Origin of the sequence: Aeromicrobium erythreum (genome assembly GCF_001509405.1) — a bacterium.
GTDB classification, from domain to species: Bacteria; Actinomycetota; Actinomycetes; order Propionibacteriales; family Nocardioidaceae; genus Aeromicrobium; species Aeromicrobium erythreum.
Map to the genome: position 1 here is coordinate 3,034,933 of NZ_CP011502.1, position 22,469 is coordinate 3,057,401.

The following is a 22,469-nucleotide window of genomic DNA, read 5'->3' on the forward strand; positions in this document are numbered from 1 at the left end:
GCTTCAGGCCCCGGACGCCTTGAGCTCGGCCAGCGCTCGACGCAGCCGCGGGACGGGGCGCCGGAGCCCGACCGCCGCCACCGTGTCGGCGCCGAAGGCGAGCAGCCGACCGCCGTCCGCGGACTCCTCGAGGACCCGGGGCGTGCCGGAGCAGGGCAGCCGTCCGACCACCTTCAGCGACGTCCCGGCGACCTCGGTCCAGGCGTAGTCGTCGAGGACCGGGGCGTCGACCTCCTGGCCGAGCATCGACGCCGCCGCCACCCGACCCTGGGTGACCGCGTTGGCCCAGAGCGGTCGGCGCACGGCCACACCGTCGACGACGGGTGCCGCGACGTCGCCGGCCGCCCACACGCCGTCCCGACGGCTGCGGCACGACGCGTCCACCGGCACGCCCTGCGGTGCGGCCACACCGCTGCCCTCCAGCCAGGCGGTCTCGGGCACGTCGCCGGCGCAGGTCACGACGACGTCGGCCTCGAGCACGCTGCCGTCGTCCAGCTCCACGCCGCGCACCGGGCTGCCGTGCAGGCGCACCGCGGAGCGCCGGAGGGTGATGCCGTAGTCGGTCGCGCGTCCCACCAGCACGGTCGCGAGGTGGTCGCCGAGCAGCCGCACGAGGGGCGGCTCCGGGTCGATGACGGTCACCGTCGCCGCGGTCCGCCGTGCGGCCGTGGCCACCTCCAGCCCGAGGAACCCTGCCCCGACCACCACGACCGAGGCCGCCGCCGCGAGCCGCTCGCGCAGCAGCCGCGCGTCGGCGACCGTCCGCAGCACCAGCTCGCCGTCCTGACCCGCCGTAGCGAGCCGTCGTGCTCGGCCGCCCGTGGCCACGAGCAACGCGTCGTAGCCGTGCTCGCCGCCGTCGACTTCGGTCACCACGCGGGCGTCGACGTCGAGCGAGGCCGCCGCCGACGGCACGCGGACGACGTCGAGCGACCCGAGGTCCATGAGCACCGACGCCTCGTGCGCCGCGTCGGCCAGGACGGCCTTCGACAACGGCGGACGATGGGTGCCGTCGAGCGGGTCGAGCAGGGTGAGCCGACCGTCGAAGCCCCGGCGGCGCAGCTCGCGCAGCGCGGTGGACCCCGCCGTCGACCCGCCGACGACCAGCACCCGACGCGGCGGACGGGTGCTCACGCGCGCCGCAGGGCGGCCACCGGGCAGGAGTCGACGGCGCGCCCCGCCGCCTCCTCCAGCGCCGCAGGCACGTCCTGGTCCTCGAGGTGGTGCACGAGCTCGCCGTCGTCGTCGAGGTCGAAGACCTCGGGCGCCTGGTCGACGCAGAGCCCGTGGCCCTCGCAGCGGTCGTAGTCGGCGATGATCCTCATGGTGCGGCCTTTCGGAGAGGGACCAGCCGCAGCGGCAGCCGGTCGAGCGAGTGGATGATGTTGTTGCGGCCCCAGGTCGGGGAGCCCGTGAGCTCGAGCCGGTCGACGCGCTCCAGCAGCGAGCGCAGGATCGCCTGCGTCTCCAGGCGGGCGAGGCCCTGGCCCGCGCAGCCGTGCACGCCCTGGCCGAACCCGAGCTGCTGGCTGGCGTCGCGGGTGACGTCGACGTCGTCGGGCCGGTCCCAGACGCGCTCGTCGCGGTTGGCGGAGGCGTAGAGCACCACCACGCGCGACCCACGGTGCAGCGGCGTGCCGGCGACCTCGGTGTCAGCGGCGACCCAGCGCGAGAACGCACGCAGCGGCGACTCCACGCGCACGACCTCGTTGACCGCGTTGGGGACGAGGGACGGGTCGGCGCGCAGCGCCTGCCACTGGTCGGGGTGCGTCGCGAGCAGCCAGAGTGTGCTCGCGATCGCGCTGATCGTCGTGTCGAGCGACGGTGCCAGGTAGTCGATCATGAGCGCCGGGCACTCCTCGCGACGGACCTCGCCGGACTCGACCTTCGCGAGCAGGTCGGCGCCCATCGACCCCGGCAGCACGTCGCCGCGACGCACGACGGAGCGGGCGAAGCGCATCATGCGCAGGGTCCGCGGTGCCGCGCGGAGCGTCCGTGCGTTCGCCGGGCCCAGGCAGTCGAAGGTCGCCCCGGCCCAGGGCAGGAGGTGCTCCCGGCCCTCGCGCGGCCAGCCGATCAGGTCGGGCACGAACGACGTCGGCAGCGCGCGGGCGACGTCGACGACACCGTCGACCTCGCCGCGCGACACGGCGGCCTCGACGACGGCGTCCGCGCGCAGCTCGACCTCTTCGCGCATCGACCGCAGCGCCTTCGGTGTCAGCCGGCCGGCGAGCAGACGACGTCGGCGCTCGTGGTCGGCGTCGTCGCTGTTGAGGGTCGTGCCGCGGCTGAGCCGGTTGGCCACCGGGTTGAGCGCCACGCCCCGCTCCGACCGGAACCGGTCGTCGGCGAGCAGCACCTCCTTGCAGGGCGCGTGGTGCACGACGGCGTGCGCGCGCTGCCGCGGCAGCCACACGACCGGACCGAGCTCACGCATGCGTCGGTAGTGCGGGTAGGGGTCGAGGATCGCCCGGGTGGCGTAGACGTCGGGACGGTAGGTGGGTGCTGTCGGCTTCATACGAGGGCCTCGGTCCGGGCGGGCAGCAGGAGGGACGTCGCGGTCGCGACCAGCGCGGGCAGGTCGGGCCCGGACGCCATGACGGTGCGGTCGGGTCGCACGAGGGCGGCGGCGCAGCCCGCCTCGGCGAGCCAGGTGGCGAGGCCGTCGAGGGTCCCACCCGCGGCAGGGCCGACCTCGACGACGGCCACGTCGCGCGACGCGAGCTCCTCCGCGACCGACGGCGACGGCGGCTTCGACGTGACGAGGGCCCACCGGAGGCCGACCAGGCGGTCGAGGGTCGCTCCGCCGCCGGTCACGTTCGGGCACAGGCGCCCCGCCAGCCGGTCGCCGCGCGACCTCAGCACGAGGGAGGAACGCACCAGCGCGGGCGTGGCGCTGTCCACCGCACCGGCGTAGAGCCTCGCCGACCGGGCGACGATCGGGAGCACGACCCCGCGCGCGTGGTCGCCCACCCGACCGCCGGAGCTCATGAGCACGCCGACCCGACGGGCCAGCAGGATCATCGCCCGGGCGTGCGCGGAGCGCTCGACCTCGTAGGTGTCGAGCACGTCGGCCGGCAGCGAGCCGTCGAGCACGCCCGCGACCTTCCAGACGAGGTTGTCGACGTCGCGGATGCCCGCGCCCATGCCCTGGCCGACGAACGGTGGCGTCAGGTGTGCCGCGTCGCCCAGCACGAGCACGCGGTCCCACCTCCACCGCTCCGCGACCGCGGCGCGGAACGTGTAGCCCGTCGAGCGGACGAGCTGCAGGTCGGCCGCGTCGACGGCGCCGAGCCACGGACGCAGCAGCGGGAGCACCGCCGGCAGCGACGCGAGGTCGTCGGCGGTCTCGTCGTCGAGCAGCCGCAGCTCCCACCGGTACCGGCGCGCGCCGACACGCATGAAGGTGGCGGCCCGGGTGCTGTCGCAGACCTGGTGCACGCCGTCCCAGTGGCCGAGGTCGACGTCGGTGTCGACGTCGACCACGAGCCAGCGCTGCTCGAAGCCGAGGTCGACCATCCGACCGCCGACCTCCCGCCGAACGACGCTGTTGGCACCGTCGCAGCCGAGCAGGAACGACGCCTCGAGTCGCTCCTGCGGCCCGTCGTCGTCGAGCGGGCGGTGCAGCACCACCACATGGTCGGCCGACTCCTGCTCGACACCGACCACCTCGCGGCCCGTGAGCAACGTGACCTCCGGAGTCGAGCGCAGCCGCTCGCGGAGCACGGCGTCGAGCACCGGCTGGTCGAACATGTTCGCCCGCGGGTAGCCCGTCCCCGGCGACGCGCCCGAGCGGTCGAACGAGGCCAGCACCCGCAGGTCGGCGTCGACGAGGCGCAGGCCGGCGCACGGGCGGGTCAGCCGGGCCAGGTCGTCCTCGAGCCCGAGCCGCACGAGCACCCGGTAGACCTCGTCGTCCAGGTGCACGGCGCGCGGCTGCGGGTACACCTCGGGCCACCGCTCGACCACCACCGAGCGCACGCCGCGCGCCGCGAGGGCCAGGGCGGCGGCGCTGCCGGTGGGGCCGGCACCGACCACGACGACGGGCAGCGTCGGGCTCACGGTGCGACGCCCAGCGCCAGGAGCGCCACGAGCAGCGCCGCCACCACGAGCGCCGGCGCCACGGCCGCGATGCCGTCCCCGACGCGCAGGTGCGACACGACCGCGCCGGCCATGAGGACGAGCAGCGCCACGAGCGCGGTCGTCGCGAGCGGACCCGACGCGGCGCGGCCCACCCACAGGCCTGCCACGCCAAGCAGCTCCAAGGCGCCCGCCGCACGGAACGCCGCGACCGGGTAGCCCAAGTGCTGCGCACGCTCACGCATCGGCGTCGCGGCGACCAGCTTGAGCAGCCCGGTCGCCCCGAGCACGACGCTGACGACGACGAGGAGCACCGTCGCGACGCTCATCGCGTCCACCGCACCACCGTGCGCTGGGCACCGAGGTCGAGCGCACCGTCGTCGGTGGCGATGGACGCCTCGACGAGGTTGCCGTCCTGCAGGTAGCGCCGGTCCTTCACCTGCTTGCCGAGGAAGATCCGCCACTTCACGTGCGGCGGGAGGAGGGCTCCCACCTTCTCGACGATGGCCGGCGGAGCGCTCAGCGCGGTGCCCGCCGGCGTGCCGGTGAGGACGAGGTCGCCGGGTGCGAGGTCCTGGAACCGCGCGAGGGCGGCGAGGGCCTCGGCGGGGCGGTAGATCATGTCGGAGGCCAGCTCGTCCTGGCGCAGCTCGCCGTCGACCCACAGCCGCAGCCGCAGCTCGGGCAGACGCTCGAGCTCGCCGTCCTCGAGGACCAGCAGGACCGGGCCGACCGGGGTGAACGTGCGGTAGGACTTGGACTCGTAGAACTGCGTCTTGGGCAGCTGGAGGTCCCGCGCGGAGACGTCGTTCGCCACCACGAGCGCGGCGACGAGGTCGGGCAGGTCGGAGGCTGCGACCTCCTCCCCCGCCGTGACCGCGCGGCCGACCACGAGGCCCAGCTCGACCTCGTAGTCGAGCAGCGTCACGTGCGCGGGCCGCACGATCGGGTCGGACGGGCCGCTGATCGAGCCCGACGACTTGCGGAAGAAGGCGAGCGGCACCCGCGACGGGTCCATGCCCGCGTCCTTCGCGTGGCTGGCGTAGTTCGCCATCTGGGCGACCACGCGGCACGGCGCGGTGACCGGAGAGACGAGGGCGAGCGAGTCGACCGGCACGGGGTCGCCGCCGTCGCGGGCCGCGAGCACGGCGGCCCGGTCGGCGAGGAGCTCGGCGGTCGTCGTCGCCGACGTCGCGACGCGGACGGCACCGTCGGGGCGGCGCAGCCACCACGCGTCGGCGGTGCGGAGGACGGGGAGGGTCATGAGCGGGCCACTTTCATCAGTCCGAGGAGGCGGTCGAGGTCGAACTCGTTGTCCGAGCGCAGGGCGGTGGTCATCGACAGCAGCTCCCGCAGCGACTCCTTGCCGGGTGCGACCCCGAGGAAGTCGGCGGTGGCGGGCGGGCCCCACTGGGCGAGGCCGCTGGCCGTCATCTCGGCCCAGCCCGGCTCGAGGGAGGCGTCGAAGCGGTCGCCGTCGCTGAAGTGCTCGACGAGGAAGCCGTCGGGGTCGCGCCAGTAGTCGAACAGCTGGCTGCCCTGGATGTGCCGGCCGATGCCCCAGGAGTGCCGGTAGCCGAGGTCGCGCAGGTGCTCGCCGCCGGCGGCGAGCGCGTCGAGGTCGGCCACCTGGTACGCGGAGTGCACGTAGCGGCTGCGGGGTCCGAGGGTCATGGCCAGCGTGTGGTGGTCGGCGGGCTCGCTGCCCCGGTCGCAGCGGATGAAGGCCATCGTCGGGCCGCGGTCACGCTGGCCCGGGAAGAACAGGAAGTCCGAGACGATCAGGCCCAGGTGGTCGAGGTACCAGTCGAGCGAGGCGAGGTAGCGGTCGGACTGCAGGACCACGTGGCCGAGGCGCTCCACGACGGCCGGCTGCCGCGGCGGGCGCTGCGTGGCGTTGACCCGCTCGACGTCCGACCCGACGTTGAGCGTCTGCGGCTGCTGCGTCGGCAGCGCGGGGTGCTCGACGACGTCGGCGACGACCCGCACGCGCGCGCCCGCGGGCTCGCGCAGGTCGACCACGTGGCCGCCGAGGTGCTCGGGGAGGCGACGGACGGGCACGCCGGTGTGCTCCGAGAGCCGCAGCAGGTCAGCCGTCTCGGCGGCGAACGCCGGTCCCACGAACCGCGACCCCCGACCTTTCCGCACGACCACGCACGGCGCGCCGGGCAGCGCGCCCCGCAGGTTCAACTCGGTCGCGCTCCGGTAGGTCGTGCTGAACCCGAACGCGTGCGCGAACACCTCCGCAGCCGCGAGGTCGGGCTTCTCGAACTCCAGCCACGCGAGGTCGCGCACCTTGATCACCGGCTGCGCCGACCGGCCCACGTGCTCGCCCGGCCGACGCCCCTGCTCGCTGTGCAGGTCGCGGTGGCTGTGGTCGTGGGCGTGCTCGTGGCTGGCGTCGTGCGCAAGGTCGGGTGCCAACATCTGATGAATCCCTACATTTCTGATGAGATCATCAATATAGGTGCTGGCCGTGGTCGGGACAAGCCCCAGGACCGCACGAGCCGACCACTAGGCTGGCCCGACGGCAGCGGAGGAGGGACGAGATGCGCGACGGCACGAGCACGAGCGACGGCCCCCGCGTCGACCGACGACGGGCGCGCACGCGCGCGGCCCTGCTCGCCGCGGCGGAGCGGCTCATCGTCGACGGCAGCGCCGCGACGGCCACCATCCAGCAGATCACCGACGCGGCCGACGTCGGCTTCGGCTCCTTCTACAACCACTTCACGAGCAAGGAGGAGCTCTTCCAGGCCGCGACCGCCCACGTGCTGGAGGAGTGGGCCCGGCTCATCGACGCCGCCGTCGCCGACACGGACGACCCGGCCACCCGCTTCGCGCTGTCGTTCCGGATCTCGGCGCGGCTCGCCTGGACCCACCCCGCGCTCGCCGACGTGCTCAACCAGTTCGGCCTCGACCTGCTCGACCTCGAGGACGGTCTCGCGCCGCGGGCCACGCGCGACCTCGCGGACGCGATGGCGGCCGGACGCTTCACCGTCACCCACCTGCCGCTGGCCCTCAGCACCGTGGGGGGATCCCTCCTCGGCTTCCTGCGCCTGCGCTCGTCGCACCCCGACCTGGTCGCCGTCGACGACGTCGAGGAGCTGACCGGCCAGCTGCTGCGCATGCTCGGGCTCGACGCGGCCGAGGCCGAGCGGCTCTGCGCGCTGCCCCTGCCGCACGTCGACGCCTAGGCCCCACCCACCCCGCGGCGTGTGCACCTCGTGACGATCTGCGCGGCGAGGACCGTCATCAGGTCCGCAGGACGCGGCGGGATGGAGGTGGGCGCGCGGCCCCTCAGTCGAGCAGGCCCTGCGTCCTGGCGGCGCGGGCCGCCTTGACGCGGTTCTCCGCGCCGAGCTTCGCCATCGCCGACTTCATGTAGGACTTCACGGTGCTCTCGACGAGGCCGAGCGCGTCGGCGATCTCGACGTTCGTCGCACCCTCCTCGGCCAGCCGCAGCACCTCCACCTCGCGTCGACCCAGCGGATGGGGGCCGGCCGGGCGTCTCGCGCCCTGGCCGGGCAGTCGCGCGAGCACGGCCTCCAAGCGCGCTCGCGTGCTCGGGTCGGTGGTCAGATCCGCCACCTGCCGGAGCTCGCGCGCCAGGTCGTGCGGGTCGTCGGTCGCCGGCGCGGCCCGCAGGCTGATCGCCCGCACCCGCTCCTCGACGGCCGTGGCCGCCCCGAGGTCGGCGGCGAGGCCCGCGAGCACGGGTCGCGCCGCGTCGACGACGGCGAGACCGAGCCGCTCGCTGCGCCGGTCGCACAGGTAGACGATCGCCGACGGCTGCCGTCCCTCCGCACCCACGGGGATGCTCACCACCGACTGCAGCCGCTCGGGTGCCACCCAACGGTCGTAGCGGTGGGTGATCGCCGCCGAGCGCGGGTAGGCGCTGACCGCCGCCGGCCGACGGGTGGCCAGCGTCTTGCCGCCCAGGCCCTCCCCCTGACGCACCCGCAGCTGGTGCAGCGACGTGGTCAGCGCCCCGCGGAGCTCGGAGATCGTGAAGTGCTCGCGGCTGCGCACGAGCCCGCCCATGACCAGCGGCAGGCCGGTCACGCGGCGCAGGTCGTCGAGCCCCCGCGAGAGGACCTCCTGCGGGGCCAGGTGGTCGGGCATCGGGCACCTCCTGTGTCGCCGGTCACAGTAGCGAGCCAGGCCCCTCACGTCACGCCCTCCCTCCTTTCGAGGGTACGAGCGGATCGTCGCCCCTTGCCTCGTCACAGCGAGCGCAGCAGGTACCGCTGGACCTTGCCGCTCGGCGTCTTCGGCAGCGCGTCGAGCACGTGGATGCGCCGCGGGTAGGCGTGCCGCGAGTAGCCGTCGCGCACCAGGGCGGTCAGCTCGGCGTGCAGCTCCGGCCCGTCCTGCACCCCATCGGCCAGCACCACGAACGCCTCCACGACCTCGCCGCGGACCCCCTCGGGGTCCGGCCGCCCGACAACGGCGACGTCGACGACCGACGGGTGCGTGATGAGCACGCTCTCGACGTCGAACGGGCCGATGCGGTAGCCCGCCGCCAGGATCACGTCGTCGTCGCGGGCCGTGAACTGGAAGTAGCCGTCCTCGTCGACCGAGCCCGTGTCGGCGGTGAGGTACCAGCGGCCGTCGGGACTGAACCGCTCGGCCGTCTTCTCCGGGTCGCCGTGGTAGCCCTCGAACCAGAACAGCGGGCTGGCGGGCACGTCGATCGCGATCTGCCCGTCGACGACGTCCGCGGCGTAGCCGGGCATCGGCACCCCCATCGACCCGTCCTTGACCGGACGGGCGACGTCGTCGTTCCAGCTGTTGCAGATCACCATGCCCAGCTCCGTCTGGCCGTAGTGGTCGCGCACCTCGATCCCCAGCACCCGCCGGGCCCACGCCAGCACGTCCGGGGTCAGGGGCTCGCCCGCCGACGACGCCCGCCGCAGCGGCAGGTGCTCGACGAGACCGCTCTTGCTGATGGCGCGGTACATCGTCGGGGCGCCGGCGAAGTTCGTGACGCCGAGGCGCTCGACGACCGCGACCGTCCCGGCCGGCGTGAACCCGGCGGTGTGCAGCACGTTGGGCCGACCGGCCACGAGAGGACCAGCCAGCCCGTAGTAGAGGCCGTACGCCCAGCCCGGGTCGGCGGCGTTCCAGAACACGTCGTCCTCGCGCACGTCGAGCGACAGCTGCAGGTAGACGTGGAACGACGCCAGCGCGCGCAGCGGCACCGTGACCGGCTTCGGGCTGCCGGTCGTGCCGCTGGTGAACAGCTGCATGATCGTGCCGTCGCCGCCGACCGCCACCCGCTCGGCGACCGGCTCGACGGTCGACAGCTCGTGCTCGAGCGCCGGGCCCACCTCCAGCACGTCGAGCCCCGGCAGCGGGTCGAGCTTGCTGCGCTGGTCGGGCTCGGTGACGACGACGCGGGCCGACGACCCCTCCACCCGCGTGCGGATCGCACCGGTGGCGAACGCCGTGAACAGCGGCACGTGCACGGCACCGAGGCGCCACAGCGCCAGCAGCGTCACGGGCAGCTCACGTCGCTTGCCCAGCAGCACCGGAACGCGGTCGCCGCGCGCGACACCGTGCTCGCGCAGCAGGGCCGCCATCCGTCGCGACTCCTCGGCGAGCTCGCCGTACGTCAACGGCGTCGCGACGAGGTCGTCGTCGACGAGCACGAACGCGGTCGCGGCCGGGTCGTGCCGGTCGCACGCGAGGTAGGCCGCGTCCGCGCCGACGTCGGCGTACGTCGCCAGCAGGTCGTCGACCACGTCCGTCGGGCGCGCCTGGAGGGTCATGGGGGTCTCCTTCACGAGTCGGAGCCGCCTCGGCAGGCGGCCGCCTCGAGACTGCGCCCGTCGCGTGCGGCGCCAACACCCTCGAAGGTGGGTCCGGGTCGCGGGCCCGGACCGTGACCTCAGCCCAGGCGGGGCTGCCCGTTCGACGCCGTGAGGCCGCCGTCGACCGGCAGCACGACGCCGTTGACGAACGAGGCGTCGTCGCTCGCGAGGAAGGCGATCACCGACGCGACCTCCTCGGGCTCGGCCGCGCGACCGAGCGGGAGCCGGTCCCAGAAGCGGTCGAGCAGCTCCTGGTCGTCGGCCATCCCCGCCGTCATCTCCGACTTCGTCAGGCTCGGTGCGACCGCGTTCACCCGCACCCCCGCCTCGGCGTGGTCGAGCGCCATGGCCCTGGTGAGGTTCGTGACGCCGCCCTTCGCCGCGTTGTAGGCGGCGGCGCCCCAGTCGCCCCCGACCCCGGAGACCGACGAGACGTTGACGATGCTGCCGCGCGTCTCGAGCAGGTGGGGCAGCGCCGCGCGGGACGTGTGGAACACGCCGCCGAGGACGATCGCCAGCGTCTCGTCCCAGGCGTCGCGGTCGACGTCGGGCACGGGCCCGGACGGTCCGATGCCGGCGTTGTTGACGAGCACGTCGAGCCGGCCGTGGGTCTCGGCGGTCGAGGCGACGAGCTCCTCGACCGCCGCCACGTCGCTGACGTCGCAGCGGTGCGGCACGACGGTGCCGTCGGCGGACTCGGCGACCTCGCGCAGCTTCTCCTCGCGGCGTCCCGCGACGACCACCGTCGCCCCCTCGGACGCGAAGCGGCGCGCCGTCGCGGCCCCGATGCCGGACCCGCCGCCCGTCACGATCACGACGTCGCCGTCGAACCTGCCCATGTGATGCCTCCTGCGTCCTCGTCGTCGTCCTCATCGAAGCACGGGACCGCGGCCCCGGCGCGCCGACCCAGGAGGGCGACGACCGTCGAGGTCAGGCCCGACCGGCGGCCGAACGCAGCGCCTCGACCGACTCGGCGCTGACGAGCAGCTCGCACCGTCCGGAGCAGGCCAGCTGGTGCTCGACCCGCCCGGTCGCGATGAGCCGGTGCACCTCCGCCGTCGCCACGCCGAGCAACGCGGCGGCCTCGGCGACGGTCAGCTGCGACGACATGCCCCCAGCGTAGTGCCGCGTCGCGACTCGCCCAGCGACACCGTCCGCTGGTCGAGTCGCGGCCACGCGCGAGGGACGAGCGCCGTGGCCGCGTATCGAGACCACCCTGCAACGGATCAGCGTGGACCAACTCCCAGCGACCGCCCAGAGTGGTCTCGATACACCTCCCCTCGCCGGCGCTCGTGGAGGCACTCGACCAGCGAAAGGTTTCGCTGGTCGAGTAGCAGGGACGAGCTTGCGAGGTCCCTGCGTATCGAGACCACCGGCAACAGCTCAGCGCGGGCCAATCCCCAGCGACCGCCCAGAGTGGTCTCGATACGTCTCCGTCAGCTCCTTCGTCGCGACGTCGACTACTCGACCAGCGAACACCTCCGCTGGTCGAGTAGCGGCCACGCGCGAGGAACGAGCGCCGTGGATGCGTATCGAGACCACCCGGCAACGGCTCAGCGTGGCTTGACTCCCAGCGCCCGCTTGGAATGGTCTCGATACGCCTCCGCCAGCTCCTTCGTCGCAGCGTCGACTACTCGACCGGCGGGACGTGGGGGTGATGCTGCTCGCTCGCGCTGCGGGGGTCGGGGGGCGTGCCTACCGTGGACGACATGACTACCACCGTCTCCGCCCTGTCCGTCCCCGACGCCGGCAAGCCGTTCGAGACCGTCGACCTCGAGCGACGTGACCTGAAGCCGAACGACGTGCGCATCAAGATCAAGTACGCCGGGATCTGCCACTCCGACATCCACCAGGCGCGCGACGAGTGGGGCGCCGGGATCTTCCCGATGACGCCCGGTCACGAGATCATCGGCTCGGTCGAGGAGGTCGGGTCCGACGTCACCACGCACGCCGTCGGCGACACGGTGGGCGTCGGCTGCTTCGTCGACTCCTGCCTGGAGTGCGACGCCTGCAAGGACGGCGAGGAGCAGTTCTGCGACCAGGGCGTCGTGCAGACCTACTCCGCCAAGACCTACGACGGCGAGGTGACCTACGGCGGCTACAGCGAGCAGGTCGTCGTCCGCGACCACTTCGCGGTGAAGGTGCCCGACGGCGTCGACCTCGCCGGCACGACGCCGCTGCTGTGCGCCGGCATCACGACGTACGCCCCGCTGGTGCGCCACGGCGTCACCGAGGGCTCGCGCGTCGGCGTCATCGGCATGGGCGGGCTCGGCCACGTGGCCGTCAAGATCGCTGCCGCGCTCGGCGCGAAGGTCACCGTGCTCAGCCGCACCGACGCCAAGAAGGAGGACGGCCTCGCGTTCGGCGCGTCGGAGTACGTCGCCACCGAGGAGAAGGGTGCGCTGAAGAAGCTGCGCGGCTCCTTCGACATCATCCTCAACACCGTCGGCGCCTCCGTGCCGCTCGATGAGTACCTCGGCCTGCTCGACCGTGGCGGCCGGATGATCAACCTCGGCGCCCCCAGCGACGCGCTCGAGGTCGGCGCGTTCTCGCTGCTCACCATGCGTCGCGCGGTCGAGGGCTCGATGGTCGGCGGTCTGCCGCAGACGCAGGAGATGCTCGACTTCTGCGCCGAGCACGACATCACCGCCACCGTCGAGGTCATCTCGGCCGACCAGGTCGACGAGTACTACGACAAGGTCGTCGACGGCGACGTCCGCTACCGCGCCGTCATCGACGTCGCCACCCTCGCGCCGTGAGCCTGCGCACCAGGCTCGTCGTGGGCGACGAGGGGGTCGAGCCGTACCGGCTGATGACCGCCCTCGTCGTCCCCCGACCCATCGCCTGGATCAGCACGGTCGACGCGCAGGGCCGGGGCAACCTGGCACCGCACTCGTTCTTCACGGTCGCGTGCGCGAACCCGCCGATCCTCGCGTTCACGTCGGTGGGCGAGAAGGACACGCTGCGCAACGTGCGCGAGACCGGCGAGCTGGTCGTGAACCTGGCGACGCAGCCGCTCACCGACGCCATCAACGGGTCGAGCGCGCCGTACGAGCACGGCATCGACGAGGCCGAGGCACTGGGGCTGGCCACCGAGCCGAGCGAGCTGGTCGCGCCGCGGCGCGTCGTCGACTCCCCCGCGTCGATCGAGTGCCGGCTGCACTCGACCACGGAGCTCGGCGACTCCACCCTCGTCCTCGCCGAGGTGCTGCTGTTCAGCGTCGCCGACCACGTGCTCGTCGACGGCCACCCCGAGTTCGACCGGCTGGCTCCGATGACCCGGCTCGGCAAGGAGGAGTGGGCGCCGCCCAGCGTCCCGTTCACGCTCCCCCGCCCCACCGACGCGCCCTGACACGACTGCGGTCCCACGATTCCCATGCCGCCCTGGGAATCGTGGGGCCGCAGCGCTGTCAGCGGCTCGGGTCGACCAGGATCTTGGCGTGCTGCTCTGGGTCGGCGAGCCAGGCGAACGCGTCGGCGACCTCGTCGAGCCCCACGGTGCCGGTGAGCAGCGGCGAGGGGTCGACCGTGCCGGCGGCGATCATCTGCAGCGTGGTGTGGAACTCGGCCGGGTCGTAGCAGAACGCGAAGCGCAGCTCGACCTCCTTGTTGATCGCCATCGACGGGCGGAACGTGTCGGGCTCCATGCACACCCCGACCACGACGATGCGCGACTGCAGCGGAGCTGCGGTGACGACCTGCTCGATGATGCCGGGCACGCCCACGCACTCGAAGACGACCGGACCGGTCGGGAGCGCGCCCAGCTTCTCGGCCGCCTGGAACACCCGTGGCCACGGCAGGAACGGGACGGCCCGCAGCCGCTTCATGGTGCTCATCCCGAGCTGCATGAGGTCGGGCGCGGTCGTCAGGTACCGCGAGTCGTCGGCGAAGCGGTCCCACGGGGACTCGACCGCCGGGTCGACGACGACGTCGGCGCCGCACCGCTCGGCCAGCGCGCGTCGGCCTGGGGAGTAGTCGCTGGCCACCACGGTCCGCACGCCGTGCGCCTTCAGCATGAGGACGACGGCGAGGCCGATCGGTCCGCAGCCGACGACGACGGCGACGTCCTTGCGGCCCACCCGACCCTTGCGCACGGCGTGCCAGGCGACGGCGAGCGGCTCGGTGGTGGCGGCGTGCTCGACGTCGACGCCGTCGGGCACCTCGAACGTGACCGCCTCCGAGACGACCATCAGCTCGGCGTAGCCGCCGGGCGCGTGCGGCGACAGGCCGGTCATGTGCAGCCCGTCGTCGGTCTCGAGCAGCGGCATCGACACGACGCGGGTGCCCGGCTTCCACCGACCGCGGGTGCGCGGACCGTAGGACACGACCTCGCCGACGAACTCGTGGCCGAGGACGACGGGTGAGCCGGACCGCATGAAGTGGTCGTAGCCGACCTCGGCAGCCATGTCGGCGGTGGCGTCGCTGTGCACGCGGGCGTGCAGGTCGGACCCGCAGATGCCGGTGCGCAGCACCCTCAGGAGCACTTGGCCGGGGCCGGGCACGGGATCGGGCAGCTCGGTCACCTGGAGGTCCTGCTCGTGGCAGACGACGGCACGCATGGGGACAGTCTGCGGCCCGCGCCGTCCACTCACCATGGTTCTCCCTCGCTCACCTGCGGATGATCCCGATGGGGAGCGGAGGGAACCATGGTGAGCTGCTGGTTCCCATCAGTTGATGGGAACCAGCGGGCACCGCCTACGCTGGCCCCGATGCGCACACCTGGGCTGCTGGTCGCCGGCACCACCTCCGACGCCGGCAAGAGCGTGGTCACCACGGGGATCTGCCGGGCGTTCGCGCGCCGCGGCCTCCGGGTCGCGCCCTACAAGGCGCAGAACATGTCGAACAACTCGATGGTCGTCCCGCTGGGGCACGACGCCGACGCCGGCTTCGGTGAGATCGGCCGGGCCCAGTGGGTGCAGGCGCTCGCGGCCCGCGCCACCCCGGAGGTGGCGATGAACCCGGTGCTCCTGAAGCCGGGCAGCGACCGGCGCAGCCATGCCGTGGTCATGGGTCGGCCCGGCGGGGTCGTGGACGCGACGGACTTCGTCGAGGGGCGGCGCCACCTCGCGCAGGCGGCCCACGCGGCGTTCGACGACCTGGCCGCGCGGCACGACGTGGTCGTGGCCGAGGGTGCCGGTTCGCCGACCGAGATCAACCTGCGCGCGTCGGACTACGTGAACCTCGGGCTCGCGCAGCACGCGCGGATGCCGGTGGTCGTGGTGGGCGACATCGACCGCGGCGGGCTGTTCGCCGCGCTGCACGGAACGGTGGCCCTGCTCGACGCGGCCGACCAGGCGCTCGTGGCGGGGTTCGTGGTCAACAAGTTCCGCGGGGAGGTCTCGCTGCTGGAGCCGGGCCTCGGCCGGCTGACGGAGCTCACCGGTCGGCCGTTCCTGGGGGTGCTCCCGTGGGACCCGACGCTGTGGCTCGACTCCGAGGACGCGCTCGACCTGGAGGGGAGGCGCTCCGGCACCGCGGGGGCCCTGCGGGTCGCGGTGGTGCGACTGCCCCGGATCAGCAACTTCACCGACGTCGACGCCCTCGGCGTGGAGCCCGGGGTCGACGTGGTGTTCGTGTCCGACCCGCGCGACGTCGCCGACGCCGACCTGGTGGTGCTGCCGGGCACCCGGGCCACCATCGACGACCTGGCGTGGCTGCGGTCCCGGGGCCTGGACCGCGCCGTCGTCGCGCACGCGCGGGCCGGGCGCCCAGTGCTGGGGATCTGCGGCGGGTTCCAGATGCTCGGCCGGCAGGTGCACGACCCTGACGCGGTCGAGGCGTCGACGCCGCGCAGCGTCGAGGGTCTGGGGCTGCTCGACGTGGAGACGACGTTCGGCACGGAGAAGGTGCTCCGGCTCCCCGTCGGCGAGGCGCTGGGTGCGACGACGTCGGGCTACGAGATCCACCACGGCCGGATCACGCGGGGTGCCGACGAGGAGTTCCTGGCCGGCGCACGACGCGGCGCGGTCATGGGCACGATGTGGCACGGCAGCCTCGAGGGCGACGCGTTCCGGCACGCGTTCCTCGCGGAGGTGGCGGCTGCGGCGGGCACGACCCTGCCGGACTCCGACGTGTCCTTCGGGGCGCTGCGCGAGGCGCGGCTGGACCGCTTGGGCGACCTCGTGGAGGCGCACCTCGACGTCGACGCGCTCTGGACGCTCGCCCGCGACGGCGCACCCGCCGACCTGCCGCTGCTGCCCCCGGGAGCGGGGAGCGTCGCATGATGCTGCTGCTGGGAGGCACGGCCGAGGCCCGTGCGCTCGCGCGCTCGCTCGAGGGACTGCGGTTCACGTCGTCGCTGGCCGGCCGCGTCGCCCGGCCGCGGATGCCTGTGGGCGAGACCCGGATCGGCGGCTTCGGCGGCGTCGACGGCCTGCGGGCCTACCTGCGCGACGAGGACGTGACCGCAGTGGTCGACGCGACGCACCCGTTCGCGGCGGGCATCTCGCGCAACGCCGCGCTGGCCTGCGCGGCCGAGGGCGTGCCGCTGCTGCGGCTCGAGCGCCCGGGCTGGTCGACCCGCCCCGACGCCGACGGCTGGCACTGGGTCGACTCGCACGAGGAGGCCGCCGCGGCGACCGCGAGGCTGGGGCGCCGGCCGTTCCTGAGCATCGGACGTCAGGGGCTCGCCCCGTTCGTCGAGCCGCTGCGCGACGTGCCCGCACTGGTGCGGGTGGTCGACGAGCCCGAGGTGCCGCTGCCGCCGGCCTGGACGCTGCTGCAGAGCCGCGGGCCCTACGACCTCGCGTCGGAGCGCTCGCTGCTCGCGAAGCACGACGTCGACGTGGTCGTCACGAAGGACTCCGGCGGCGAGCACACGGTGGCGAAGCTCGACGTGGCCGCGGAGCGCGGTGCCGCCGTGGTGGTCGTGCGTCGCCCGGCGCCGCCCGAGGGCGTCGAGACGGTCAGCGACGTCGACGACGCAGCAGCCTGGGCACGAGCACGCAGCTGAGCAGCGCCCCGACGTCGACCAGCAGCGCGAGCCGCGTGGCGCGGGCGACGTCGGCGGGCGCGACGGGGCGTCCGTCGCCCAGCGTGTGCCGGTCCTCCGTGCGGCCGAAGTAGACGTTGACGCCGCCCAGCTGCACGCCGAGCGCCCCCGCGAACGCCGCCTCGACGGGGCCCGCGTTGGGGCTGGGATGGTGCCGGGCGTCGCGCGCCCAGGCGCGGACGGCTGCCGCGGGGCTGCCGCCGACGAGCGGGGCGGCGACGGCGGCGAGCGCGGCGGACAGCCGTGCGGGCACGAGGTTGAGCAGGTCGTCGAGGCGGGCGGCGGCCCAGCCGAACCGCTCGAGACGCGGTGTGCGGTGCCCGACCATGGCGTCGAGCGTGTTCGCGGCGCGGTACGCGAGCAGGCCCGGCACCCCGGCGACGGCGCCGGCCACGAGCGGGGCGACGACCGCGTCGGAGGTGTTCTCGGCCACCGACTCGACGGTGGCACGCGCGACGCCGGCGGCGTCGAGGACGCTGGGGTCGCGGCCGACGAGGTGCGTGACGCGCCGGCGGGCCGCCGGCAGGTCGTCGGCGACGAGGTGGTCGTGCACGGCGAGCGCCTCGCGCTCGAGGGAGCGACCGCCGAGGACGGCCCACGTGCAGCCGGCCACCACCAGCGTCTCGGCCAGGGACCCGCGACGCCTCGCCGTGGCCTGCGCGACGACGCCCGCCAGCGCGCTGCCGCCGACGAGCAGGCCGACGTGGACGACGCCCGCGGGTCGTCGGTCGGCGTAGGTGCGACGTTCGAGGGCGGCTGCCGCGCGACCGAACCCGGCGACCGGGTGGAGGCGCTGCGGGTCGCCGAGGAGACGGTCGGCGGCGAAGCCCAGGACGAGTCCGGCGGCCCTCGCGCTCGGTGCCGTCACGACAGCACCACCAGGACCGCCGCGAGCGTCAGCTCCACCCCGGCACCGAGCACGTCGCCGGTGACCCCGCCGAGCCGGCGCCGGGCCCGCAGCAGGAGCAGCGCCAGGACGACCACGGCGACGCCGGCGGCGACGAGGGTGCGCCACCACGGCACGTCGACGAGCAGGCCGCTGCCCACGAGCAGAGCGGTCCAGACCAGGAGGGCGGCCACGGCGGCGACCACCGGCACGGTGCCCGCGACCGTGGCGCCGAGCCTGGAGCCCTCGCCGGCCGGCACCGGTCGGGCGCAGGCGAGCGCGAGGGTCCCCCGCGACAGCAGCACGGCCGCGCCGACCACGAGGGCCGCGTCGGAGGCGGCGAGCGCCGCGACGCCAGCGGCCTGCAGCCCGAGCACGAGCACGAGGGCCGCGGCCCCGGCCGGCCCGACGTCGCCGGAGCGCATGACGGCGAGCGTGCGCTCGCGCTCGTACGACGACGTGAGGCCGTCGGCGGTGTCGGCGAGGCCGTCGAGGTGGAACGCGCGGGTGCCGAGCGCGAGCAGCGCGACGACGAGCAGGCCCGTCACGAACGGTGCGAGACCGGCGGCGTCGGCGACCAGCACGAGCAGGGTGGCGGCCACGGCGAGCGGGAGGACGGCGAGCGGTGCGAGCAGCATGGCCCGGCCGGCGACGTCGCGGTCGACGGTGCGCGGTGGCCGCACCGGCCACGCGCTGAGCGTGCCGACGGCGAGCCGCCAGGCGTCGAGGGTCACGACACCGTCACCCGGACCTCGGCGTTCGCGGGCAGGCTCGGCGCCGACCCCGTCAGGAGGGCGTGGGCGTAGGCGATGAGGTCGCCGTGGCTGACGACGACGGTGCTGTCGAGCGGCGGCCGGGCGAGGAAGGTCCTGATCCGCCCCAGGACGTCCTCGACCGTCTCGTCGAGGCCGCGCTCGACGAGCAGCGGGTCCTCCACGACGTCGAGCCCCAGGTGCGCGGCGACGAGGTCGGCGCTCTCGCGGGCCCGGACCAGCGGCGAGCACACCACGGCGGTCACGCCCGACTGCGTCAGCGTCTCGGCGGCGGCGACGACCTGGGCGCGGCCCCGGTCGGTGAGCGGCGGGTGTGCCGTCCGACCCTGCTCGCGGCCGGCGACGTTCCAGGTGGACTCGCCGTGACGCATCCAGAACAGGCGGATCACGACAGGACGTCCACGACGTGCCCCACCACGGTGACGGCCGGTGCGCCGATGCCGCTCTCGGCCACGACGTCGGCGATGGTGGCCACGGTCCCGTCGACGCGACGCTGGCTCGGCAGTCCCGCGTCGGCCACGACCGCAGCGGGGGTGCGGGGGTCGAGACCACCCTGCACGAGCGCCTCCGCGATCGCCGGCAGCGTGCGCACCCCCATGAGCACGACGAGGGTCGTGCCGGTGGAGGCGAGCGCCTTCCAGTCGACGGTGCAGTCGGGGTGGCCGGGCGGCACGTGGCCTGAGACCACCGTGAACCCCTGCGTGGTGCCGCGGTGGGTCACGGGGATGCCGGCGAGGGCCGGCGCCGAGACCGAGGACGTGACGCCCGGCAGGACGCGCACGGGCACGCCGGCGGCGGCGCAGGCCAGCGCCTCCTCGCCACCACGGCCGAACACGAACGGGTCGCCGCCCTTGAGCCGGACCACTCGACGGCCCGCCAGGGCGTGCTCGACCAGCAGGTCGTTGATGGTCTCCTGCGGCGTGGAGCGGCCTCCGGGCACCTTGGCCACGTCGATGACGAGCGCGTCGGCGCGGACGGCGTCGAGCGCCGCCAGGGGCACGAGCCGGTCGGTGACCACGACGTCGGCCTGGGCGAGCGCGCGCTGGCCGCCGACCGTCATGAGGTCGGGGTCTCCCGGGCCGGCGCCGACGAGCACGACCTCGCCCGGCTGCGGTCGAGGAACACCCGTGGGCTCGGCGGCGGGGGTGCCCTGGCCGTCGGGCAGCCGGACCACCACGTCGGACTCGAGCACGTCGTCGAGGACGAGGGCGCGGGCGTGCCAGGACACCAGACCTCGGTCGGCGAGGTCCTCGAGGGTGGCGACGAGCTCCTCGGCCACCACCGTGACGGTGTGGCCCTGGGCGAGGTGCGCGGAGACGGCCGCCGCGGCGCGCAGGCCACCGCCCACGACGAGCACACGACTCACGGGCGTGCCTCCTGCAGGGCGATCTCGAGGGCTGCGAGGAAGCGTCGGGCGACGTCGGGCGCGCGGACGGCGAGGCGCACCCAGCGGTCGTCGAGACCGGGGAACGTGTCGGCGCGGCGCACGGCCCAGCCGGCGGAGCGCAGCGCGCCGTGCACGCCCGTGCCGACCTCGGCCAGCACGAATGGCGCGGCGGACGGCAGGTGCCGCACGCCGAGGGCGTCGAGGCCGTCGGTGAGCACGGCGCGGTGCTGGGCGACCTGCGAGGCACGGCGGGCGGCCTCCGCGCGGGCGTCGTCGGAGGTGCAGGCGACGATCGCGGCGGTGGCGTGCGACGACACCGACCACGGGGGCTGCTGGGCGCGCAGGTCGGCGACCAGGTCGGCGTCGCCCAGGGCGTAGCCGGCGCGGACGCCCGGGATGCTCCAGAGCTTCGTCAGGCTGCGCAGCACGAGCACGCCCGGCAGGCGTGCGTCGGCGAGCGAGGCCGACTCCCCGGGCACGGCGTCCATGAACGCCTCGTCGACCACGACCACGCGTCCCGGACGGACGAGCGCACGCAGCGCCCACGCCGGGTGCAGCACCCCGGTCGGGTTGGTCGGGTTGCCGACGACCACGAGGTCGGCGGCGTCGGGGACCGCGTCGGGCTCGAGCGCGAAGTCGTGCCCCAGGAGCACGTGGCGCGGCTCGTACCCGGCCTGGCGCAGGGCCACGTCGGGCTCGGTGAACTGCGGGTGCACGACCACCGGGTGCTGCCAGGGTCGGGCCCGCGCGAGCAGCGTGAACGCCTCGGCGGCGCCGGCGGTGGCCAGCACCTCCTCGACGGGTCGGGTGTGCCGGTGCGCCACGGCCGCCTCGGCCTCCCGCGCGTCGGGGTAGCGGCCGACGTGCTCGAGCGCGCCGCGCAGCGCGTCGTCGAGCCACGGGGGTCGAGGGCCGTCGTGCACGTTCACGGCGAGGTCGACGAGGCCGTCCGTGGCCTCGACGTCGCCGTGGTGGCGCAGGGGGTCGGTCGCACGACTCTTCGCTGGTCGAGCAGCGGCGCCGTGAGGTACGAACGGGCGCCGCGTATCGAGACCACTCTCGACGGATCCGTGGACCTCCACGTGCACGGATCCGTTGCCGAGTGGTCTCGATACGTCCGTTCGAGCTCGCTGGCGCTCGCCGTCCGGACTACTCGACCAGCGAGTCACGGCTGCGGCGAAGCGGGCGGCCATGCGGGGGTGGCCGGCCCAGTGGGTGTGCAGGTAGGAGGCGTGCAGCGTCGGGCTCGCGAACCCGGCCGGACCGTGCGCGCTCGTCCAGGCGACGGAGAGCCCCGAGGCCGCGTCGTCCGGGCCGAGGTGGGCGGGGGTCACGTGGGTGCGGTGGAACTCGTGACCGGTCACCCGGCCCCCGGCCGGCGCGAGCAGGTGCTCCTCGGGCGCGACGGCGGTGCGGTAGCCGAGCGTCAGCCGCGGGGTCATGGCGGCGTCCGCCGGCAGCGCGCCGACCATCGGGGCGCCGTCGAGCGTGCGGCACAGGTACAGCAGACCGGCGCACTCCGCGACGGTCGGCACGCCCGCGGCGACGGCGTCGGCGATGGCGTGCCGCAGCGGCTCGTTGGCCGAGATGGTGGCGGCGTGCACCTCGGGGAAGCCGCCGCCGAGGTACAGGCCCGACGTGCCCTCGGGCAGCGCCTCGTCGTGCAGCGGGTCGAAGACCCGCACGTCGCAGCCGAGCGCGTCGAGCAGCTCGGCCGTCTCGGCGTACCGGAACGTGAACGAGCGGCCGCCGGCCACCGCGACGACCCGACGCTGCGACGGCACGACGGTCGTGTGCGGTGCGGTCTCGGCGACCGGGTCCCACGCCTCCCCGGTGAGCGGCGGCGCGGACTGCGCGATGCGCACGACCTCCTCCAGGTCGACGGCCTTGGCCACCCGCGCGGCGAGCCGGTCGAGCGCGGCCACGGCGTCGTCGCGCTCCTCGGCCGGCACGAGCCCGAGGTGGCGCGACGGTGCCACGACGCCGTCGTCGCGGTGCACGATGCCGAGCACCGGCACGCCCGTGCCCTCGAGCGCGCGGACGACCTCGTCGGCGTGGCGGGTGGAGCCGACCTTGTTGAGGATGACGCCGGCCACCCGCACCGACGTGTCGAACGTGACCATGCCGTGCACGAGCGCGGCGATGGAGCGCGACGCCGACGACACGTCGACCACGAGCACCACCGGGCTGTGCGTGGCGCGGGCGACGTGGGCGGTCGAGGCGTAGCCGTCGGTGCCGAGCATGCCGTCGTGCAGGCCCATCACGCCCTCGACGACCGCGAGGTCGGAACCGGCGGCACCGTGCAGCAGCAACGGCAGCAGCCGCTCCTCCCCCGCGAGGTGCGGATCGAGATTGCGGCCGGGCAGGCCCGTGGCCAGCTCGTGGTAGCCGGGGTCGATGTAGTCGGGGCCGACCTTGTGGCCCGAGACGCGGTGGCCCGACCGCGACAGCGCGGCCATGAGGCCGGTCGCGATGGTCGTCTTCCCGTGGCCCGACGCCGGCGCGGCGACCACCAGGCGGGGCAGGTGCGTGCTCACTG

The 22,469-nt window shown here is 74.6% G+C and carries 22 protein-coding genes and 1 pseudogene; 5 read left to right on the plus strand and 18 right to left on the minus strand.

Features of this window, described 5'->3' with window-relative positions; translation table 11 throughout:
• Window positions 1–3 precede the first annotated feature (3 nt).
• The 7 genes from Aeryth_RS14505 to Aeryth_RS14535 are packed head-to-tail and all read right to left on the minus strand — an operon-like array spanning window position 4 to window position 6,507.
• The gene (locus Aeryth_RS14505; protein ID WP_202967673.1) at window positions 4–1,134 is read right to left on the minus strand and encodes an NAD(P)/FAD-dependent oxidoreductase; all 1,131 of its coding nucleotides are present in this window, start codon (window positions 1,132–1,134) and stop codon (window positions 4–6) included.
• Complete coding sequence (locus Aeryth_RS14510) at window positions 1,131–1,325, minus strand: ferredoxin (protein ID WP_067860189.1); 195 nt, start codon at window positions 1,323–1,325, stop codon at window positions 1,131–1,133. The genes Aeryth_RS14505 and Aeryth_RS14510 overlap by 4 nt, the downstream gene beginning before the upstream one ends.
• The gene (locus Aeryth_RS14515; RefSeq protein ID WP_067860191.1) at window positions 1,322–2,518 is read right to left on the minus strand and encodes a cytochrome P450; all 1,197 of its coding nucleotides are present in this window, start codon (window positions 2,516–2,518) and stop codon (window positions 1,322–1,324) included. The genes Aeryth_RS14510 and Aeryth_RS14515 overlap by 4 nt, the downstream gene beginning before the upstream one ends.
• A complete protein-coding gene (locus Aeryth_RS14520) occupies window positions 2,515–4,062 on the minus strand; it encodes a bifunctional 3-(3-hydroxy-phenyl)propionate/3-hydroxycinnamic acid hydroxylase (protein ID WP_202967674.1) in 1,548 nt (515 codons plus the stop codon). Before Aeryth_RS14520 ends, Aeryth_RS14515 begins: the two co-directional genes overlap by 4 nt.
• Complete coding sequence (locus Aeryth_RS14525) at window positions 4,059–4,409, minus strand: DoxX family protein (protein WP_236749889.1); 351 nt, start codon at window positions 4,407–4,409, stop codon at window positions 4,059–4,061. The genes Aeryth_RS14520 and Aeryth_RS14525 overlap by 4 nt, the downstream gene beginning before the upstream one ends.
• Window positions 4,406–5,344 carry a fumarylacetoacetate hydrolase family protein gene (locus Aeryth_RS14530; protein ID WP_067860196.1) on the minus strand — a complete coding sequence of 313 codons (939 nt, stop codon included), beginning with the start codon at window positions 5,342–5,344 and terminating at the stop codon, window positions 4,406–4,408. The genes Aeryth_RS14525 and Aeryth_RS14530 overlap by 4 nt, the downstream gene beginning before the upstream one ends.
• The gene (locus tag Aeryth_RS14535) at window positions 5,341–6,507 is read right to left on the minus strand and encodes a VOC family protein (protein ID WP_083516472.1); all 1,167 of its coding nucleotides are present in this window, start codon (window positions 6,505–6,507) and stop codon (window positions 5,341–5,343) included. Before Aeryth_RS14535 ends, Aeryth_RS14530 begins: the two co-directional genes overlap by 4 nt.
• A 122-nt stretch (window positions 6,508–6,629) precedes the next feature.
• On the opposite strand from Aeryth_RS14535, the gene Aeryth_RS14540 reads away from it, so the two are divergent.
• Window positions 6,630–7,274, plus strand: a complete 645-nt coding sequence (locus Aeryth_RS14540; RefSeq protein ID WP_067860198.1) for a TetR/AcrR family transcriptional regulator — start codon at window positions 6,630–6,632, stop codon at window positions 7,272–7,274.
• 103 nt (window positions 7,275–7,377) lie between these two features.
• Here Aeryth_RS14540 and Aeryth_RS14545 read toward each other — a convergent pair whose 3' ends face one another.
• The 4 genes from Aeryth_RS14545 to Aeryth_RS14560 all read right to left on the minus strand — a co-directional run bounded on the left by Aeryth_RS14545 (window position 7,378) and on the right by Aeryth_RS14560 (window position 11,003).
• Complete coding sequence (locus tag Aeryth_RS14545) at window positions 7,378–8,202, minus strand: helix-turn-helix transcriptional regulator (protein WP_067860200.1); 825 nt, start codon at window positions 8,200–8,202, stop codon at window positions 7,378–7,380.
• Between the two features lie 101 nt (window positions 8,203–8,303).
• Complete coding sequence (locus Aeryth_RS14550; protein ID WP_067860202.1) at window positions 8,304–9,851, minus strand: AMP-binding protein; 1,548 nt, start codon at window positions 9,849–9,851, stop codon at window positions 8,304–8,306.
• A gap of 119 nt (window positions 9,852–9,970) precedes the next feature.
• Window positions 9,971–10,732, minus strand: coding sequence for a meso-2,3-butanediol dehydrogenase (budC, locus tag Aeryth_RS14555; RefSeq protein ID WP_067860204.1), 762 nt, complete (start codon window positions 10,730–10,732; stop codon window positions 9,971–9,973).
• A gap of 91 nt (window positions 10,733–10,823) precedes the next feature.
• Window positions 10,824–11,003 (minus strand): helix-turn-helix domain-containing protein, encoded by a 180-nt coding sequence (locus Aeryth_RS14560; RefSeq protein WP_067860206.1) that lies wholly within the window; start codon window positions 11,001–11,003, stop codon window positions 10,824–10,826.
• A 599-nt stretch (window positions 11,004–11,602) separates the two neighbouring features.
• Here Aeryth_RS14560 and Aeryth_RS14565 point away from each other — a divergent pair.
• Both Aeryth_RS14565 and Aeryth_RS14570 read left to right on the plus strand, forming a co-directional pair.
• Window positions 11,603–12,652: an NAD(P)-dependent alcohol dehydrogenase gene (locus tag Aeryth_RS14565; RefSeq protein WP_067860208.1), complete on the plus strand. Its 1,050-nt coding sequence runs from the start codon at window positions 11,603–11,605 to the stop codon at window positions 12,650–12,652.
• Window positions 12,649–13,245, plus strand: a complete 597-nt coding sequence (locus Aeryth_RS14570) for a flavin reductase family protein (protein ID WP_236749751.1) — start codon at window positions 12,649–12,651, stop codon at window positions 13,243–13,245. Before Aeryth_RS14565 ends, Aeryth_RS14570 begins: the two co-directional genes overlap by 4 nt.
• Window positions 13,246–13,303: 58 nt before the next feature.
• Here the strand turns inward: Aeryth_RS14570 and Aeryth_RS14575 are convergent, their stop codons facing one another.
• On the minus strand, window positions 13,304–14,452 hold the full coding sequence (locus Aeryth_RS14575; protein WP_067860210.1) for a zinc-binding dehydrogenase: 1,149 nt from the start codon (window positions 14,450–14,452) through the stop codon (window positions 13,304–13,306).
• Window positions 14,453–14,602: 150 nt separating this feature from the next.
• On the opposite strand from Aeryth_RS14575, the gene Aeryth_RS14580 reads away from it, so the two are divergent.
• Window positions 14,603–16,117 carry a cobyric acid synthase gene (locus tag Aeryth_RS14580; protein ID WP_067860212.1) on the plus strand — a complete coding sequence of 505 codons (1,515 nt, stop codon included), beginning with the start codon at window positions 14,603–14,605 and terminating at the stop codon, window positions 16,115–16,117.
• Window positions 16,114–16,845, plus strand: coding sequence for a cobalt-precorrin-6A reductase (locus Aeryth_RS14585; protein ID WP_067860214.1), 732 nt, complete (start codon window positions 16,114–16,116; stop codon window positions 16,843–16,845). The genes Aeryth_RS14580 and Aeryth_RS14585 overlap by 4 nt, the downstream gene beginning before the upstream one ends.
• Here Aeryth_RS14585 and Aeryth_RS14590 read toward each other — a convergent pair.
• From Aeryth_RS14590 to Aeryth_RS14610, 6 genes and pseudogenes are all read right to left on the minus strand, one after another.
• Window positions 16,799–17,752: a cobalamin biosynthesis protein gene (locus Aeryth_RS14590; RefSeq protein ID WP_067860216.1), complete on the minus strand. Its 954-nt coding sequence runs from the start codon at window positions 17,750–17,752 to the stop codon at window positions 16,799–16,801. The two genes, Aeryth_RS14585 and Aeryth_RS14590, sit on opposite strands and share 47 nt — an antisense overlap.
• The gene (locus Aeryth_RS14595; protein WP_067860218.1) at window positions 17,749–18,504 is read right to left on the minus strand and encodes an adenosylcobinamide-GDP ribazoletransferase; all 756 of its coding nucleotides are present in this window, start codon (window positions 18,502–18,504) and stop codon (window positions 17,749–17,751) included. The genes Aeryth_RS14590 and Aeryth_RS14595 overlap by 4 nt, the downstream gene beginning before the upstream one ends.
• Entirely contained in the window at window positions 18,501–18,932 is a 432-nt protein-coding gene (locus tag Aeryth_RS14600; protein ID WP_067860220.1) for a histidine phosphatase family protein, read from the minus strand. Before Aeryth_RS14600 ends, Aeryth_RS14595 begins: the two co-directional genes overlap by 4 nt.
• Entirely contained in the window at window positions 18,929–19,708 is a 780-nt protein-coding gene (cobA, locus tag Aeryth_RS14605) for a uroporphyrinogen-III C-methyltransferase (protein ID WP_335338736.1), read from the minus strand. The genes Aeryth_RS14600 and cobA overlap by 4 nt, the downstream gene beginning before the upstream one ends.
• 9 nt (window positions 19,709–19,717) lie before the next feature.
• Window positions 19,718–19,909, minus strand: a pseudogene (locus Aeryth_RS18520) (NAD(P)-dependent oxidoreductase); the annotation flags it as partial.
• Complete coding sequence (locus Aeryth_RS14610) at window positions 19,906–22,467, minus strand: cobyrinate a,c-diamide synthase (protein ID WP_202967675.1); 2,562 nt, start codon at window positions 22,465–22,467, stop codon at window positions 19,906–19,908. The pseudogene Aeryth_RS18520 and the gene Aeryth_RS14610, both read right to left, overlap by 4 nt.
• Between the last annotated feature and the right edge of the window lie 2 nt (window positions 22,468–22,469).